Origin of the sequence: Rhizobium sp. BK619, assembly GCF_014195245.1 — a bacterium.
Lineage (GTDB): Bacteria > Pseudomonadota > Alphaproteobacteria > Rhizobiales > Rhizobiaceae > Rhizobium > Rhizobium acidisoli.
The window spans coordinates 157,504-172,882 of the sequence record NZ_JACIBH010000014.1; the positions used below are offsets into that span (position 1 = coordinate 157,504).

Consider the following 15,379-nt stretch of genomic DNA (forward strand, 5'->3'; position numbering starts at 1 on the left):
TGTTGGAGATGAATAACATCAGAAGTTTAAAATGATGCAAATTGTGCAAAACATGCGACAAGCCCTGAAAGAATGCATGTCGCCGGCAGTGTGCCGCGGTTCCGAGATAGCGACATGCATAAAACAAAGAGCTAAAGCCGCTCATGCCTTTCTGCATCAAGCGCCAAAACGTCACTCCGCCATGCGGTGGCTCCAGGCGCTTTCGGTCGCCGGCGCCTCGTCGGTGGTGACCTGATCCGGCTTCAGCGCCATCAGCGCCTGGAAATTCCCCCATTCCTCGTCGCTGAAACCGACCTCGGGATGCTTCAGGGTAAAGGTCCAGGCATCGACGCGTTTGCCTTCGTCCTGGCAGAGCGCGATCATATCGAGACCTTCCCTGGCGGCATCAAGGATCAGCCGCCAGTGGAGATAGATCGTGTCCGGTTCGGTCGGGCCGCGCAGGTCGGCGCGCAGCTCCGTCTCGACGGCCTTCCAGCCACTGGCCGTCCTGATGCCGTAGAGCTTGTCTGTGGGATCGATGCCGCGCAGGAGATGCGGAAGCTTCTCCTTGACCGCCACAATGAGGTCGAGGCTGCCGGCGCTGACGATCACCGAGGCGGCAATATCGCGGAAATGCGCGGCAAGGTGCTCGATGCCTCTGGGGCCGATCGCCTCATAATCATCCTTCATGTCGAACTGCAGCAATGCGGCCGGATGCGTCGATTGCATCATGGCGGCGAGATCCTCGCTGAGGATCAGCGGCCGGTCGCCCTCTTTCATCCTGATATCGCCGAGATCGCCGATGCTCTTTCTGGCAATCGGTCCATGCCCGCTCGTTTCACCGTCGAGCTCTTCATCGTGCAGCACGACGAAGCCGCCATCGGCGCGCACCCGCAGATCGAGTTCCATCGAGGCGCCGGCTGCAAAACCCTCCGCCATCACTTCGGCGGAGAACAGCGGATCGGCAAACCGCTTGCGCAGCCGATGCCATTTCAGCCGGGTGCGATGTCCCTCATGCGAAATCTCCAGGCCCTGCGCATCCAGCAATATCGTCATCTGCATCAAATCTCCGCGATGCTACTCTCCTGCCTTGACGAGCTGGATTTATCAAGAGCGCGATACGGCTTTCAGCGGCTGTAGGCCTCGCATATCGCTTCCGCAGCGGCGGCGATATCCGCGGGACAACCGGCCCGCCGGAGGGCTGTGCCATAGGCCACCACATTCGACAGCACCGCCTGAAATGTAGCGCGCGGACCTGTGTGGTTTAGCCGCATCAGCCGGGCCGGCGCGGTTCCCACACCCTCGGTCAACTCCACCCCCAGCCGCCCGGCAGCGGCGATCAGCGCATCGGGCGCCAAGCCCGCCGGCGCCGGCACCGCGGTCACCAGGTTCGAGGCCTTGGCTGGCGGCACCCAGGCCGAAGCGCCGAGCGCGGTTAGCCCCGCCCGTGTCGCCGATGCCGCCAGCGCATGGCGGGCGACGACATTCTCCAGGCCTTCGGCCTCGATGCGGTCGAGTGCGGCGTCCAGCGCAAAGAACTCCAAGGGCGCCGGCGTTCCCGGCAGAGCGCGCCGGCCACCGTCGATCCATGCCTTCAGATCCGCCAGCGACAGGATCGAATCGCGCGGCGCGCCGTCGCTCAGAATAAGCTCCCAGGCGCGGCGGCTGACCGAGAGTGCGGATAGGCCGGCCGGGCCGCCCAGCGCCTTCTGCGGGCCGATCACCGCGATGTCGATGCCGAGATGATCGACATCGAGCCTATGACCGCCAACGGAAGCGACCGCATCGACGACGGTGACGATGCCGCGGGCGCGCGCAAGCGCCAATATCTCGGGCAGCGGGTTCAGAATACCGCTCGCCGATTCCGCATGAACCACAGCAAGCACATCGATATGAGGACCGCCGTCGAGCGCCCGGGCGACGGCCTCGATCTCGATCGGCAAGCCCGGTTCGGCGACGATATCCTGAACGACGGCACCACGCCGCCGCAGCCATTGCCCGAACCAGCCGCCATAGAGGCTGGTGACGATGTTGAGGGCGGAAAGGCCGGGACGCGCAAGGCTGACCGCCACCGCCTCCAGCGCCACCACCGCCTCGGCTTGCACCAGCAGGATGTCATTGCGGCTCATCAATATGCCGCCGATCCTGTCGGCGAGGACGCCGTAGCGTTCGGCGGGATAGGAGGGGACGCCGTGCAAGGGATTCCAACCGGGATCGAACATGGACATCTCCTTCAGGACGGATCGGTCACGAGACGAGGAACGGCTGCAACAAGGGCGCGGGCGGCCTCGGATTGCGGCGCAGTGACGACTGCCGCTGCCGGGCCGGTCTCGACGATCCGCCCGCCATCCATGACGGCGATGCGGTGGGAGACGGCGCGGACGACGGCAAGATCGTGCGAAATGAACAGACAGGCAATGCCCTGTTGTTTCTGCAGATCGACCAGAAGTTCGAGGATGCGGCCGCGCACGGTGACGTCGAGCGCCGAGACCGCCTCGTCGAGCACCAGCAGCGACGGCCGCGTGGCGATCGCCCGGGCAATCGCCACGCGCTGGCGCTGACCGCCGGAGAGAGCACGCACCGGCCGTCGGGCATGATCGGCGGTGAGCCCGACACGTTGGAGGAGCATCACGATTTCGCCGGCACGCCGGTCTTTCGACACGACGGCGTGGATGCGCAAGGGATCATCGAGCACCGAACCGACAGTCGCCAGCGGGTTGAAGGCGGCCAGCGGATCCTGGAACACCATCTGCATGCGCGCCCGCCTGAGGCGCAGGGCAGCCCCCGTCAGCGTCAGCCAATCCTCTCCTTCGAAGCGGATCGCACCGGCATCACAGGAGAGAAGCCGCAGCAGGATGCGCGACAGCGTCGATTTTCCACTGCCGGAGGCGCCGACCAGACCGAGCGTTTCCCCGGCTGCGATCGTCAGAGAGATATTGTCGAGGGCCGCGACCCGTCGGCCTGCCGACGAAAAGCCCTTGGAGATACCTTCGATGGAAAGCAGCGGGCTCATGAGGACAGCTCCGCGATCAGCGGCGGCGTCGCAAGGTCGCGATGGCTGGCGATGAGAGCCGCGGTATAGCCGCTTTCGGGCGCCGAAAGCACCGAATGGACCGGGCCCGCCTCGACGAGGCGCGCATCGCGAAAGACGGCGATGCGGTCGACGAAGCCGGAGGCGAGCGCGATGTCGTGGGTGATGAAGAGCAGCGTCATGCCATCCTCGCGCACCAACCCGTCGAGCAGGCGGATGATCTCGGCCTGGACCACGACGTCAAGGGCGCTCGTCGCTTCGTCGGCGATCAGCAGCGCAGGCCTTGCCGCGATTGCCGCGGCGATCGCCACGCGTTGGCGCTGGCCGCCGGAAAGCTGGTGCGGATAGGCCCGCATCGCCTTGTCGGGCTCGGGCATCCGCACACGCCCGAGCAGTTCCTCGGCTCTGAGAGAGGCCTGTTTCCAGCTGAGCCCGAGATGGCGCCTGGCGCCTTCGGCGATCTGCTCACCGATCGTGAGGACGGGATTGAGGCTTGTGCCCGGATCTTGGAAGACGAAGCCGAAATCGCGGCCCGGGCGGGGCGGGTGGCCGAGGGCGGGCCACAGCATCTCGCCGCCGACCTTGGTCCCATCGGGCAGCAGACCGGCGAGCGCCCGGGCGAGCGTACTTTTGCCGGAGCCGCTTTCGCCGATGATCGCCAGCCTTTCGCCGGTAGCAATATCGAGATCGATATGGTCGAGCGCGACGGCACTGCTCCTGCCGCGCCCGTAGGTGACCGAAAACTGCTGCAGGCTGCAGAAGGTGCCGCTCATGACGCCCTCCCGCCGGCATCGCCAAGCACCTTGCCGAGACCCTCGCTGAACAGATGGACGCCCAGCACGGTGACGGCGAGTGCCGCGCCCGGTATGACCGAGAGATAGGCGGCCGAACGCAGCACGCTGCGGCCCTCGGCGATCATCGAGCCCCAGGTGGCGATATTGGGATTGCCAAGACCAAGGAAGGAAAGTGCTGCCTCGGTGAGAATTGCGCCGGCAACGATAGTGGCCGAGAGCGCCAGCACCGGCGGCAAAGCGTTCGGCAGGATTTCCCGGAAGGCGATCTCGGCCGGATGCATGCCGATCACCCTTGCAGAGGCGACGTAATCCTGCTCGCGGATCGCCAGCACCTGCGCCCGCGTCAGCCGCGCCGGATCGGCCCAGGCGCCGAGCGCGATGGCAAGCACGACGACCGGTGTCGAAACGCCGATGGTGCTGACGAAGGCAAGCGCGAGCAGGAAGCCCGGCACGATCTGGAAGGCGTCGACCACGCGCATCAGCGCCTCGTCGACGATCCCGCCGGCAAAACCGGCGGCCATGCCGACACAGACGCCGAGGATCATCGCCGAAAAAGCCGCAGCAAGGCCGACGGCAAGCGAGGTGCGTGCGCCGTAAATGAGGCCGGCAAGCACGTCGCGGCCCAGGCGATCCGTGCCGAGCGGAAAGCCCGGATCGGTGAAGGGCAGCAACAGCGCCCGGCCGGCAATTCTCAGCGGATCACCCGGCGAGATGATGGGAGCAGCGAACCCGGCTAAAAGCAGGACGATAAGGATCGCAAGCCCGATCATGCCTTCCGGCGTGTTGAGGAGGCGGCGGAGACGGCTCATGCGCCGCACTCCGAAGCGCCGATGCGCGGGTCGAGCGCCGCATAGACTAGATCGACGAGGAAGTTGACCGAAATGACGAGGACGGCGCTGGTGACGATAATGCCCATCAACAAGGGCGCGTCGCGGCCGTTGACCGCCTCCTGCGCCAAGCGCCCGAAACCCGGAATCGCAAAGACGCTCTCGATGACGACGCTGCCGCCGAGCATGGCCGCCGATTGCAGCCCGAGCATGGTGACAAGCGGCAGCAGCGCGTTGCGCGCGACATGGCGCAGCACGATGCGGCTGCGCGACAGGCCTTTGGCGCGGGCGAAAAGGACGAAATCCAATTTCCAGGCCTCGGCCATGCAGGCGCGCATTACCCGCAGAAACAAGGCGAGATAGATCAGGGCAAGGGCGCCAACCGGCAGAACCAGATGATCTGATATGTCGAGCGCACGGGAAAACCCTGTCTTGCCCGAAGCGATCGTCTCGATGCCGGCAATCGGAAACCAGCGCAGTTTCACCGAAAAGGCAATGCTAAGGACGAGACCGAGCCAGAAGCTCGGAATGGCATAGACGATCAGCGAGCCGATCGACAGCAGCCGGTCGCGCGAGGTTCCCGGTCGTGCCCCGGCAAGAATGCCGAGCGCCGAACCGAGGCCGAAGGAAAGCGCGGTCGCACTGCCCATCAACAGCAGCGTATTGGGCAGCCGTTCGGCGATGAGTTCGGCGACCGGCCGGCCGAAGGCGACCGACCAGCCGAGATCGAGCCGCGCCAGCGAGGAAAGATAGAGCCAGAGCCGGGCGAACATGGAGTGGTCGAGACCGTAGCTCTCACGCAGCGACTGCCTGAGTGCCGCATCGCCGCCGCCGATTGCGCCGAGATAGGCGTCGACAGCATCGCCCGAGGCGGATTCCAGCAGGAAAAAGGTGAAGACCACCACGATCAGCAGCACCGGAATGCTGCTGATCGCCCTGCGCCTCAGGAGGATGATTGCACGTTTCACGCCGGACAGGGCCTCTGGAAGAGCATTGCCGCCGATCCTATCACGACTGCAGCGCGGTATCGCCCCAGTTCGAGACGGCCCAGCGCGGATTGTCGGAGACGTTGAGCACGGTGTCGCGGGCAACGGTGATGAAGCCCCATTCCGCCACGTTGATCAGCGGCAAGTCGGCGGCGACGAGCTGCTGGAACTTGCGGTAGAGATCGGTGCGCGCCGCCGTGTCGACGGTCTCGGAGGCCTGCTTGATGATCTTGTCGAGCTCCGGATTGACGTAGCCGCCCTGGTTGGAGAAGGGCACACCAGCAGGCGTGCCGGATTGGACGAGAATGGTGGTGGAGATTGCCGGATCGCCGCGGAAGACCGGCGGGCCGATGGCGAGGTCGAAATCGTGGTCGGTATAAACAGCCTTCTGATGGGCGGCCGCGTCGGCGTTGACGATCTCCGCATCGATGCCGATCACCGCAAGCGCCTGGCGAAGGTAATCGCCGAATTGGCGGGTCTCGTTGAAATAGGGCGCGGGGCGAAGCTTCAGCTTGAAACGGTTGCCGTCCGCTCCCTGTTTGTACCCGGCCTTGTCGAGAATATCGTTGGCGGCGGCAGGATTGAAATCATAACTCGCGACATCGGAGGTATAGAATTCCGGCGCATTCTTCGGCACGGGGCCTGTGGCGGCGGCGGCATAACCGAGGAAGATCGTGTCGACCACGAATTTCTTGTCGATCGCCTGCGCGATCGCCTGACGGACCCTGAGGTCGGCGAGTTCCTTGCGGCGGTGATTGATCTCGACGACGAGCTGGTAGGTCAAGGCCTCATACCCCTTCGAGATCACCTTGATGCCCTCGACTTTGGAGATGCGGTCGAGATCGGCCAGCGGCACCGCCGAGAAGGCAGCCAGCTGGATTTCGTCGGCTTCGAGCGCCGCCCCGGCCGACGCGCGGTCGGGCAGCACCCGGAAGACGATCTCGTCGAGCTTCGGCTGATCGTTGTCCCAGTAGTTCTCGTTGCGCGTCAGGCGGTAATATTCGCCGGGCTTGTATTCGGCGAATTTGAACGGACCGGTGCCGACGAGCGTGTTGTTGGCCGGATTGGCGGCGATATCGCTGCCGTCGAAGATGTGCTTGGCAACGACGCTGGTGACGACGGGCAGGGCGTTGCGGATGAGCTGGAACGGCGTCGGCTTGGAGAAGCGGAACACGGCGGTGTAATCGTCAGGAGTATCGACGGCTTCGAGATTGGCAAAGACCAGGCGGCCGAGATTCTGCAGCGGCTTCCAGATGTTGAGGGCGGAGAAGGCGACATCGAGTGAGGTGAACGGCTTGCCGTCGTGCCAAGTAACGCCGTCGCGCAGCTTGAAGGTAACGGAGAGACCGTCCGCCGAACCCTCCCAGGAGGTGGCAAGCCGCGGCGCAAGCCCGCCCTTGCCCTCGAACGAGGCTTCGGCCAATGGTTCGATCACCTTGCTGGCGATGAAGAAGACGCCGTTCGAGGCGACGATGGCAGGATTGAGATTCTTCGGTTCGGAATCGGCCGCAACAATCAGCCGGCCGCCGGCGGGCGCGGCCTGCGCCAGCACCTGTCGGGTGAGCGCCGTCGAGGCAAGCAGAAGGGCGGTGCCCTTCATCAGCGTACGCCGCGAGATTTCTGGAATGGTCATGAGCCCTCCTGATCGATCAAAATCCAAGCGCCCATATTCAGGGCGAAACGCCAATAGTCATAGAGGTTAAATTCGAAATGGCCGGGCTCTGCGAGACATTTTTTGTCACCCAGTCATTATTCGATTAACCGCTGGCAGCGATGCGTGCGGGCTCAGCGAAAAGATTGCGATAGGCGGCACCTGGATGCGGCGCAGCAAGCCGCGGCCCCGCTCCCCCAAGTTTTTCCCGCAGCGTTCCCTTGGCATAGTCTGTCTTGTAGACGCCGCGCTTCTGCAGTTCCGGCACCAGCAAATCCACAGCATCCTCGAAACTCTCAGGCGTCACGGCATAGGCAAGGTTGAAGCCGTCGACATCGGTGTCCTCGATCCATTCCTGCATCAGATCGGCGACCGTCTGCGGCGAGCCGACGAAAACCGGGCCGAAACCGCCGACGCCGACCCAGTCGGCCATTTCGCGCACCGTCCATTCCTTGGTCGGATCGATAGTGGTGAAGGTCTCGACGGCCGATTGCACCGCATTGGTATGGCGGTGGCGCAGCACCTCATCCGGCCCGAACTGGCCGAAATCGATGCCGGTCCAGCCGGAAATCAGTGTCAGCGCCCCCTCGAAGGAGGCATATTTGCGGTATTCGTTGAACTTCCGCTGCGCCTCGGCGTCCGTCTCGCCGAGGACGACGGTCTGCAGGTTGAAGGCGAGGATGTCGCGCGGGTTGCGGCCGGCGCGTTCGGCCGCCTCGCGGACATTGGCGACGTAGCGCTTCAGCACGGGTTTCGAGGGCGACGCTACGAAGATGCATTCGGCGTGGGCGCCGGCGAAATCCTTGCCGCGGCTGGAGGCGCCGGCCTGGTATAGCACCGGCGTGCGCTGCGGCGAGGGCTCGCTCAGGTGAATGCCGGGCACGTTGAAATGCCGGCCGGAATGGCGGATCGGGTGGACCTTGTCGGGATGGGTGAAGATGCCTGCTTCCCGGTCGCGGACGACGGCGCCATCCTCCCAGCTGCCCTCCCAGAGCTTGTAGCAGACCTCGAGATATTCCTCGGCAAGATCGTAACGGTCGTCATGCCGGGTCTGCGCCGGTTGCCCGATATTGAGCGCGCCGCTGTTGAGATAGGAGGTGACGATATTCCAGCCGACGCGTCCCTTGGTCAAATGATCGAGCGTCGAGATCCGGCGGGCGAAAGTGTAGGGATGCTCGAAGGAAAGCGAGGCCGTCAGGCCGAAGCCGAGGTGCTCGGTGGCGTAGGCCATGGTTGGGATAAGCTGCAGTGGATCGTTGACCGGCACCTGCGCCGAATGGCGAAGGGCCGCATCGACATTGCCGTTCAGCACATCATAGACGCCGAGCACGTCGGCGATGAACAGCCCGTCGAACTTGCCGCGCTCCAGCGTCTTTGCCAGATGCACCCAGTAATCGAGATCCTTGTAGGTCCAGGATTTGTCGCGCGGATGGCGCCAGAGCCCCGGCGACTGATGTCCAACGCAATTCATGTCGAAGGCGTTCAGCCTGATTTGACGGGTCATGTCTTTCTTCCTCGGAATTTAAGGATTGCTGCGGCCAAGGCCGTAGGTCAGCGCCAGGGCGCCGACGAGCACGGCGCCCTTGACGAAATCCTGGGTGTAATAGGGGGCGTTCAGCATGGTGAGACCGTTCAACAGCACGCCGACGAAGACGGCACCGGCGATGGTGCCAAGCACGTTCGGACGCCGCAGGTTGAGAACCGCGAAACCGATCAGAGCGGCGGCAACCGAATCCATCAGCAGCGAGCCGCCGGAGGAGATGTCGCCACGCCCGACGCGGGCGGCAATCACGATGCCGCCGAGCGAGGCAAGCGTGCCCGACAACACATAGGCGAGCGTCTTCAGCCTGACGGTCGACGCCCCGGCGAGCCGGGTGGCAACCTCGTTGCCCCCGGTCGCAAACAGCAGCCGGCCGATGCGGGTGCGTTCGGTGAGAACGAAAAGCAGGACGGCGACCGTCGCCATCAGCACGACGGAAACGGGCAGGGTGCCGAGGATGCTGTAGCGGCCGATCAGTAGAAAGGTCGGATCGTAGGCGCCGGTCGCCTTCGAACCATCGGGCAAAGTGAGACCTGATGAAATCGACCGGCCGGCTGTGGGGATCAGTTGCAGGCCGGAGAGCAGGAACATCATCGCCAGCGTCGCCAGCAGATCCGGCACCTTCAGGCGCACGATCAGGAAGGCGTTGACGAGCCCGACCAGAGCGCCGAAGGCAAGCACCAGCGCCACCGTCGCATAGGCGTCGAGGCCCCAGACGATCATCGCGTAGCTCGCCGCCATCACGCTCGATGCGGCGACCGCGCCGATCGACAGGTCGAAACCGCCGACGGCAAGCGTGACGGTGACGCCGGCGCCGAGAATGGCGACCACCGACACCGCCTGCAGGATGCTCATCAGATTGGCGATATTGATGAAGGCAGGCTCGGCGATGGTAAAACCGACGATGAGCAGCGCAAGCAGGATGAACACCGCGCCGGCCCGCAGAAACGCGCCGAGAGCGGCAAGATGGCCGCCAGCGGTTTGCGGCGACGCCCGTGGCCGGGCGGTCTTTGAAAGAGCGTCGTCGTCGATCGTCGTCATGCGGATATTCCCTGAATGGCGAAAGGAGCGGCTAGTCCGCCTGCGGCGGGGCTAAGCAGATGGCGATCGATGACGAGGATGCGGTCGGCCACCTCATAGGCCTCCTCCGGATCGGAGGTCGCGATCAGCGTCGCCCGGTCGGTGCGGGCGCGGATTGCCTGAATGATGTCGCGGCGGGCGCCGACATCGACGCCCTGGAAAGGTTCGTCGAGCAGCAGAAGCCGGCTTGGCTCCGCCTCCCAGCGGGCAATCACCGCCTTCTGCTGGTTGCCGCCGGAGAGCGACCAGACCGAGGCCAGCGGGCCGGCGGCCTTGATGCCGAAACGGGAAATCGCCTGTTCGGCCTCGCGTCGTTCGCGCCCGCCGACAAGGAAACCGCGCGGATACCATTTGGAGAGATGCGGCAGGCTGATCGTCGCCGCCAGTGAATGGCCGGGCCACGCCGGCGGCATCAGCGAGGAACGATGACGGTCTTCAGCGGCCATCGCAACGCCTGCGGCAATCGCTTCGGCCGGGCTTCTCGGCCGGTAAGGCCGGCCGTCGAGAAACATTGCGCCGCCCTCAAGCGCCGTCACGCCGAAAATCGCCTGAAGCAGCCGGCTCTTGCCGGCGCCGAGCACGCCGGCCACCGCCACGACCTCGCCCTCATGGAGCGACAGGTCGAAGGACGCACCCTCGGCGAGCAGGCGGGCACTGCGCATCTCGAAGATTGCCGGGCCGGTCGCGGCGCGCGCATCCGGCCGCGCCGCATCCAGCCTGCGGCCGATCATCGTCTCGATGGCGCTGGAAAAATCGATCGGGCGCGAGAAGGTGCCGACGACGCGGCCGCCGCGCATGACGAGCGCGCGGTCGGCGATCGCTTCGAGATCGGCGGTGCGATGCGATATATAGAGGATCGCCAGGCCCCGTTCGCGAAGCCTCAGGAGAATATCGAAGAGGCGGCGGCTCTCTTCCCCGGCAAGGCTTGCCGTCGGCTCGTCGAGAATAAGGAGATCGGCGCGGTTGGCGAGCGCCCGGGCAATCGCCACGAGTTGGCGGTCGGCGCTAGCGAGTTCGCCGAAATCACGGTCGAGCGGCAGGCTGAAGCCGGCTGCATCGAGTATTGCCTGTGCGGCGCGGCGGATGCCGGCGCGCGAGACGAAGAACGGCGTGCTGCGATCGGCGAAACGGTTGAGAAGCAGGGCGTCGGCAACGGTCAGGCCGGCGGCGCCGACCAGATCCGTCGATTGATGCACCGTAACGACACCGGCCCTTGCCGCTTCGGCCGGGCTCTGCGGCGCGAAATGGCGGCCCTTAAGACGGATCGCGCCGCCATCGGCCGGAAGCACGCCGGACAGGATCTTCACCAGCGTCGATTTGCCCGCGCCGTTTGCGCCCATGAGCGCCACGATCTCGCCGCGCTCGATCGAAAGATCGGCGCCGGCGAGCGCTCGCGTCGAGCCGAAGCTGCGGCTTATGTTTTCAACGTGTAGAAGCGGCATCGACCAGATCCGGGACTGCATTTGTCCCGGGAGTGTGCCCCGTTCGGACGGTCGAATTCCAGGCAAGCCTTTCCCCGATGGACAGCGCCGGGGAAACAAAGAATCTCCCGCAGACGGCAAAATCGGATCATTTAATCTACTAAAAACATAGAGATTATATCTAATAACTTGACGCGTCGCGGGGGCTGCCTGTCAGACGACGCCGCTTGTTGTTAAAAGGAACGCGACGATGAAATCCCTCGCACGGCTTGCACTGTCTGCCGCCGTCATTCCGTTCATTTTCATTCACGGTGCAAAGGCCGACGGCCTGTCCGGTGCTCCGGCGCCCTTCGACAAGGGCGGCGTCAAGGTGGCGCTGATCAGCTACATCTCGGCCGGCGATTTCTTCCAGGCATATCAGGCGGGCGCCGAGGCCCAGGCCAAGGCGCTTGATATCGACCTGCGCATCTTCCCCGGGCGCCAGGATGCAGCCGAGCAGCGCGAACAGATCCTGCAGGCGATCAATCTCGGCGTCTCCGGCATCGTCATCGACCATGGCCTGCCGGAATCGCTTGGCGATGTCGTGCAGCAGGCGCTCGACAAGGGCATCAAGGTCGTCGCCTTCGACGTCAACCTCAACAATCCCAAAATCCCGCAGGTGGAGCAGAGCGACCACGAGCTTGCCTCGCTGGCGCTCGAACAGGTGGTGAAGGACAACGGCAAGAGTTTTAACGCCGGTTACGTCTATGTCGCGGGCTTTGCGCCACTCGATCGCCGCAACGAGGTTTGGGACAAATTCAAGTCGGAGAATGCGGGCGTCGTCGAAAAGGCCCGCTTCGGCAATGTCAGCGACACCACCGCGACCTCGACTGCCGACCAGGCGAAGGCCGCGCTCACTGCCAATCCGGATATTTCGGTGGTCTTCGCCCCCTATGACGAATTCGCCCGCGGCGTAAAACTCGCCGCCAACGATCTCGGCATATCGAAGAAACTCAAGATCTATTCGGCCGACGTCTCCACAGCCGATATCCAGGAGATCACCGAGGAAGGCAGCCCGTGGGTTGCGACCGTCGCCACCAATCCGGCCGTCGTCGGCGCCGTCTCCATCCGCGCCGCCGCCCTCGAAATCGCCGGCCAGACGGTTCCTCACCAGATCACCGTCAAACCGACGCTGCTGACCCAGGAGAGCCTGCGCGCGGCCGGCGTCAAGACGATCGAGGATCTGGCGCAGAAGATCCCGGCCTTCAGCACCAGCGATGCGGCGACCGCGACCTGGATCCCGGACAAGCTGTTCTAAGGCTTTTCACCTCGATCCTTCCGGCGGGGGCGTACGGCTCGCGCCGGATCATCTTTTTGCAGAATTGGAGTTCCGCCCATGAGCCAGTCCAATGTCGTCTACGCGGCGAGCCGCAACCCAACGCGGCAAGATCTGTTTGCCCGCGCCGAGGAGATCTCGGCCGACCTTTCCCAGCGCGCGGCCGAACTCGACCGCGACGGTCGCCCGCCGCTTGCAGAAATCGTCAAGCTGAAGAATGCCGGACTGCTCAATGCGCTGCATCCGATAGAGATCGGCGGCGGCGGCCTCGATTGGGTCGACGGGCTGAGGCTGGTACGCATTCTCGCCCGTGGCGAGAGCTCGATCGGCCAGTTGCTCGGCTACCATTACGTCAACAGCCAGTATGTCTACTGGGCGCTCGATGCAGCGCGCGCCCATGCGCTGGGCAGCGAAACGGTGGCGAAAAACCTCTATTGGGGTGCAGCCGTCAATCCCCGCGATCCCGGACTGGTGCTGACTCGCCGCGGCAACGGCTATGTGCTGAACGGCCGCAAATCCTTCTCCACGGCGGCGCGGGTCTCCGACTATATCAATGCCAATGCGGCGCTCGACGACAAGATCGCCGGCTTTGCCGTGCCGACCAATCGCCCGGGCTACGTCGCCAATGACGACTGGGACAATATCGGCCAGCGCCTGTCCGACAGCGGCAGCGTCGAGTTCCACGATTTCCCCGTCTACGAGGAGGATTTCGTCGGCGCACCCACAGCGCCCGACGTGGCGCCGCCGGTGCTGTCGACCTTCAACACGCCTTTCATCCAGCTCGTCTTCGTCAATTTTTATCTCGGCACCGCCGAAGGCGCGTTGCAGGCGGCCGTCGATTATGTCCGCACCACGACCCGGCCGTGGATTACGTCAGGCGTCGAGCGCGCAGCCGACGACCCCTATATCCTCGAACGCGTCGGCGAATTCACCGCGGCGCTGAAGGCCTCGGCCGCTCTTGCCGACAATGCGGCAGCGGCCGTGCAGGCCGGTCTCGACCGCGGCCGCGACGTGACGGCGCGCGAGCGCGGCGAGGCGGCGGCCGAAGCCTATGCCGCCAAGGTCCATGCCACCCATGTCTCGCTCGACATCACCTCGCGCGTCTTCGAACTGACGGGCGCGCGCTCGACGGCCGACAAATACCGCTTCGACCGGTTCTGGCGCAATGTCCGCACCCACACGCTGCACGACCCGGTCTTCTACAAGGCCAAGGAAGTCGGCGAGTTCGTGCTGAACGACAGGATACCGGAGGTCAGTCTCTACAGCTGAGGCTGGTGTGCCATATCGAAAGCAAAACCCCACAGCCGGGCCCGGCAGCGGGGTTTTCGTTTGGAACGAGGCGCAGCCTCAGAGCGCGCCGTTCTTCGGCGGCGTCACGCCGTTCAGATGATAGTTGCCGACGACGTGGTATTTCCAGCGCACCGGATCATGCAGTGTGTGGGTGCGGGCGTTGCGCCAATGGCGGTCGAGATTGAGGCCTGTTTGTACCGACGAGGTTCCGGCAAGCTCGAAGAGCGTATTCGACGCCTCGAGCGCCACCTCCGTCGTCAGCACCTTGGCGGCGGCGACCGCAAGCGTTGCCTCGATCACTTTCTGCTCGGTCGTCTCGACCTGCGCGGCATCGACCTTGTGGCCGGCGCGCTCGACAAGGGCGGTTGCCGCTTCGAGCCGGATGGCGATCTGGCCAACCTTGGCGATCGTCAGCGGATCGTCGGAGGCGCGGTCGAGGCCGCTATCCATCCAGGGGCGCGATTTCGTCCTGACGAACTCCAGCGTTTCGGCGAAGGCCGCCCGAGCAATGCCGAGATCGACGCCCGCATGGATGATCTGGCCGACGGAGCCGATCGTCGTCGGCCGCTCGAAGCCCTTGTGATGGAAGACGACGGAATCGGCGCTGACATAGACATTGTCGAGAACAGTCGTGCCGCTGCCGGAGGTGCGCTGGCCGAAGCCGTCCCAGTCGTCGACGATCTCGACACCCTCGGTGCCCTTCGGGACGAAGGCCATGGTCAGCCGCTCCTCGGCATCGAGCGCGAAGACGGTGATCCAGTCAGCGAAGAGCACGCCTGTGGAATAGAATTTGCGGCCGTTGATCCGGTAGCCCGGGCCGTCACGGGTGATACGCGTGTTGTAATGGCCGACCGTCTTCGTGCCGCGCTCGGAAAGCGCATTGCCGAAACGGTCGCCGGCAAGCACCCGGCCGAAGAAATAGCGCTGCTGCTCCTCGCTGCCGTCGGTTCTGAGCGCCTCGAGAATATAGAAATGGTTCTGCGGGATCTGGCCGATCGAGCCGTCCGCCTGCGACAGGATCGCCGTGATCTCGGCAAGCACCGCGTTCGAGACGTCGAGCCCGCCATATTGCGCCGGCACGGTGATCGCCAGAAGACCGGACCGCGCGAGGAGATCGAGTTCGCTGAAAGGCAGGATCCGATCGGCGTCGCGCGCGGCAGCGCGCGCGGCAAATTGCGCCGCCAGCTTTCGGGCGGTTTCAACCGCCTCCTCATCGCTGCCGATACGGTCGGCCACGGGCCGGATCTGATCTGCTTGCCTCAGCACGGTATTCATCGATGTCTCCAATTCTGACGATCCTATCGGTGAAAGAAATCGAACGCCGAGATAAGAGTACAAATTCTATAGATGTGATAGAAAATAAAAAGTGTTTGCTTATTCCCTTCGACGGCCGTGGTTAGGGTTGCGCTCCAACCTTCGCGCGGCGACGCGCCCGGGGGACGATGAAATTTCCACCTTCTAATAT

General features: G+C 64.3%; 13 protein-coding genes. 2 read left to right on the top strand and 11 right to left on the bottom strand.

The annotated features are described in order from the left end of the window. Positions 1 to 171: 171 nt before the first annotated feature. The 10 genes from FHX14_RS25665 to FHX14_RS25710 form a co-directional block, all read right to left on the bottom strand. Complete coding sequence (locus FHX14_RS25665; RefSeq protein WP_184379569.1) at positions 172 to 1,035, bottom strand: glycerophosphodiester phosphodiesterase family protein; 864 nt, start codon at positions 1,033 to 1,035, stop codon at positions 172 to 174. A 71-nt stretch (positions 1,036 to 1,106) separates the two neighbouring features. Beyond that, positions 1,107 to 2,201, bottom strand: a complete 1,095-nt coding sequence (locus tag FHX14_RS25670) for an aminotransferase class V-fold PLP-dependent enzyme (RefSeq protein WP_184379571.1) — start codon at positions 2,199 to 2,201, stop codon at positions 1,107 to 1,109. An 11-nt stretch (positions 2,202 to 2,212) separates the two neighbouring features. Continuing rightward, the gene (locus FHX14_RS25675) at positions 2,213 to 2,992 is read right to left on the bottom strand and encodes a dipeptide/oligopeptide/nickel ABC transporter ATP-binding protein (RefSeq protein ID WP_184379573.1); all 780 of its coding nucleotides are present in this window, start codon (positions 2,990 to 2,992) and stop codon (positions 2,213 to 2,215) included. After that, on the bottom strand, positions 2,989 to 3,783 hold the full coding sequence (locus FHX14_RS25680; protein ID WP_184379575.1) for an ABC transporter ATP-binding protein: 795 nt from the start codon (positions 3,781 to 3,783) through the stop codon (positions 2,989 to 2,991). The genes FHX14_RS25675 and FHX14_RS25680 overlap by 4 nt, the downstream gene beginning before the upstream one ends. Then, the gene (locus tag FHX14_RS25685; protein ID WP_184379577.1) at positions 3,780 to 4,613 is read right to left on the bottom strand and encodes an ABC transporter permease; all 834 of its coding nucleotides are present in this window, start codon (positions 4,611 to 4,613) and stop codon (positions 3,780 to 3,782) included. The genes FHX14_RS25680 and FHX14_RS25685 overlap by 4 nt, the downstream gene beginning before the upstream one ends. Beyond that, on the bottom strand, positions 4,610 to 5,599 hold the full coding sequence (locus FHX14_RS25690) for an ABC transporter permease (protein WP_184379579.1): 990 nt from the start codon (positions 5,597 to 5,599) through the stop codon (positions 4,610 to 4,612). Before FHX14_RS25690 ends, FHX14_RS25685 begins: the two co-directional genes overlap by 4 nt. Before the next feature lie 40 nt (positions 5,600 to 5,639). Next, positions 5,640 to 7,250, bottom strand: coding sequence for an ABC transporter substrate-binding protein (locus FHX14_RS25695; RefSeq protein ID WP_184379581.1), 1,611 nt, complete (start codon positions 7,248 to 7,250; stop codon positions 5,640 to 5,642). Between the two features lie 124 nt (positions 7,251 to 7,374). Continuing rightward, the gene (locus FHX14_RS25700) at positions 7,375 to 8,772 is read right to left on the bottom strand and encodes an LLM class flavin-dependent oxidoreductase (RefSeq protein ID WP_184379583.1); all 1,398 of its coding nucleotides are present in this window, start codon (positions 8,770 to 8,772) and stop codon (positions 7,375 to 7,377) included. 18 nt (positions 8,773 to 8,790) lie between these two features. Beyond that, a complete protein-coding gene (locus FHX14_RS25705) occupies positions 8,791 to 9,849 on the bottom strand; it encodes an ABC transporter permease (RefSeq protein ID WP_003595660.1) in 1,059 nt (352 codons plus the stop codon). Next, complete coding sequence (locus tag FHX14_RS25710) at positions 9,846 to 11,330, bottom strand: sugar ABC transporter ATP-binding protein (protein ID WP_003595659.1); 1,485 nt, start codon at positions 11,328 to 11,330, stop codon at positions 9,846 to 9,848. The genes FHX14_RS25705 and FHX14_RS25710 overlap by 4 nt, the downstream gene beginning before the upstream one ends. A 229-nt stretch (positions 11,331 to 11,559) precedes the next feature. Between FHX14_RS25710 and FHX14_RS25715 the strand changes: the two genes are divergently transcribed. Both FHX14_RS25715 and FHX14_RS25720 read left to right on the top strand, forming a co-directional pair. After that, positions 11,560 to 12,606, top strand: a complete 1,047-nt coding sequence (locus FHX14_RS25715) for a substrate-binding domain-containing protein (protein WP_003595657.1) — start codon at positions 11,560 to 11,562, stop codon at positions 12,604 to 12,606. A 78-nt stretch (positions 12,607 to 12,684) separates the two neighbouring features. Next, positions 12,685 to 13,893 carry an acyl-CoA dehydrogenase family protein gene (locus FHX14_RS25720; RefSeq protein ID WP_003595656.1) on the top strand — a complete coding sequence of 403 codons (1,209 nt, stop codon included), beginning with the start codon at positions 12,685 to 12,687 and terminating at the stop codon, positions 13,891 to 13,893. A 78-nt stretch (positions 13,894 to 13,971) separates the two neighbouring features. Here FHX14_RS25720 and FHX14_RS25725 read toward each other — a convergent pair whose 3' ends face one another. After that, on the bottom strand, positions 13,972 to 15,189 hold the full coding sequence (locus FHX14_RS25725) for an SfnB family sulfur acquisition oxidoreductase (protein ID WP_184379584.1): 1,218 nt from the start codon (positions 15,187 to 15,189) through the stop codon (positions 13,972 to 13,974). Between the last annotated feature and the right edge of the window lie 190 nt (positions 15,190 to 15,379).

Coding starts and splice junctions, on each gene's coding strand:
- FHX14_RS25665 (WP_184379569.1), bottom strand. CDS start 1,035: ATGACGATATTGCTGGATGCGCAGGGCCTGGAGATTTCGCATGAGGGA.
- FHX14_RS25670 (WP_184379571.1), bottom strand. CDS start 2,201: ATGTTCGATCCCGGTTGGAATCCCTTGCACGGCGTCCCCTCCTATCCC.
- FHX14_RS25675 (WP_184379573.1), bottom strand. CDS start 2,992: ATGAGCCCGCTGCTTTCCATCGAAGGTATCTCCAAGGGCTTTTCGTCG.
- FHX14_RS25680 (WP_184379575.1), bottom strand. CDS start 3,783: ATGAGCGGCACCTTCTGCAGCCTGCAGCAGTTTTCGGTCACCTACGGG.
- FHX14_RS25685 (WP_184379577.1), bottom strand. CDS start 4,613: ATGAGCCGTCTCCGCCGCCTCCTCAACACGCCGGAAGGCATGATCGGG.
- FHX14_RS25695 (WP_184379581.1), bottom strand. CDS start 7,250: ATGACCATTCCAGAAATCTCGCGGCGTACGCTGATGAAGGGCACCGCC.
- FHX14_RS25700 (WP_184379583.1), bottom strand. CDS start 8,772: ATGACCCGTCAAATCAGGCTGAACGCCTTCGACATGAATTGCGTTGGA.
- FHX14_RS25705 (WP_003595660.1), bottom strand. CDS start 9,849: ATGACGACGATCGACGACGACGCTCTTTCAAAGACCGCCCGGCCACGG.
- FHX14_RS25710 (WP_003595659.1), bottom strand. CDS start 11,330: ATGCCGCTTCTACACGTTGAAAACATAAGCCGCAGCTTCGGCTCGACG.
- FHX14_RS25715 (WP_003595657.1), top strand. CDS start 11,560: ATGAAATCCCTCGCACGGCTTGCACTGTCTGCCGCCGTCATTCCGTTC.
- FHX14_RS25720 (WP_003595656.1), top strand. CDS start 12,685: ATGAGCCAGTCCAATGTCGTCTACGCGGCGAGCCGCAACCCAACGCGG.
- FHX14_RS25725 (WP_184379584.1), bottom strand. CDS start 15,189: ATGAATACCGTGCTGAGGCAAGCAGATCAGATCCGGCCCGTGGCCGAC.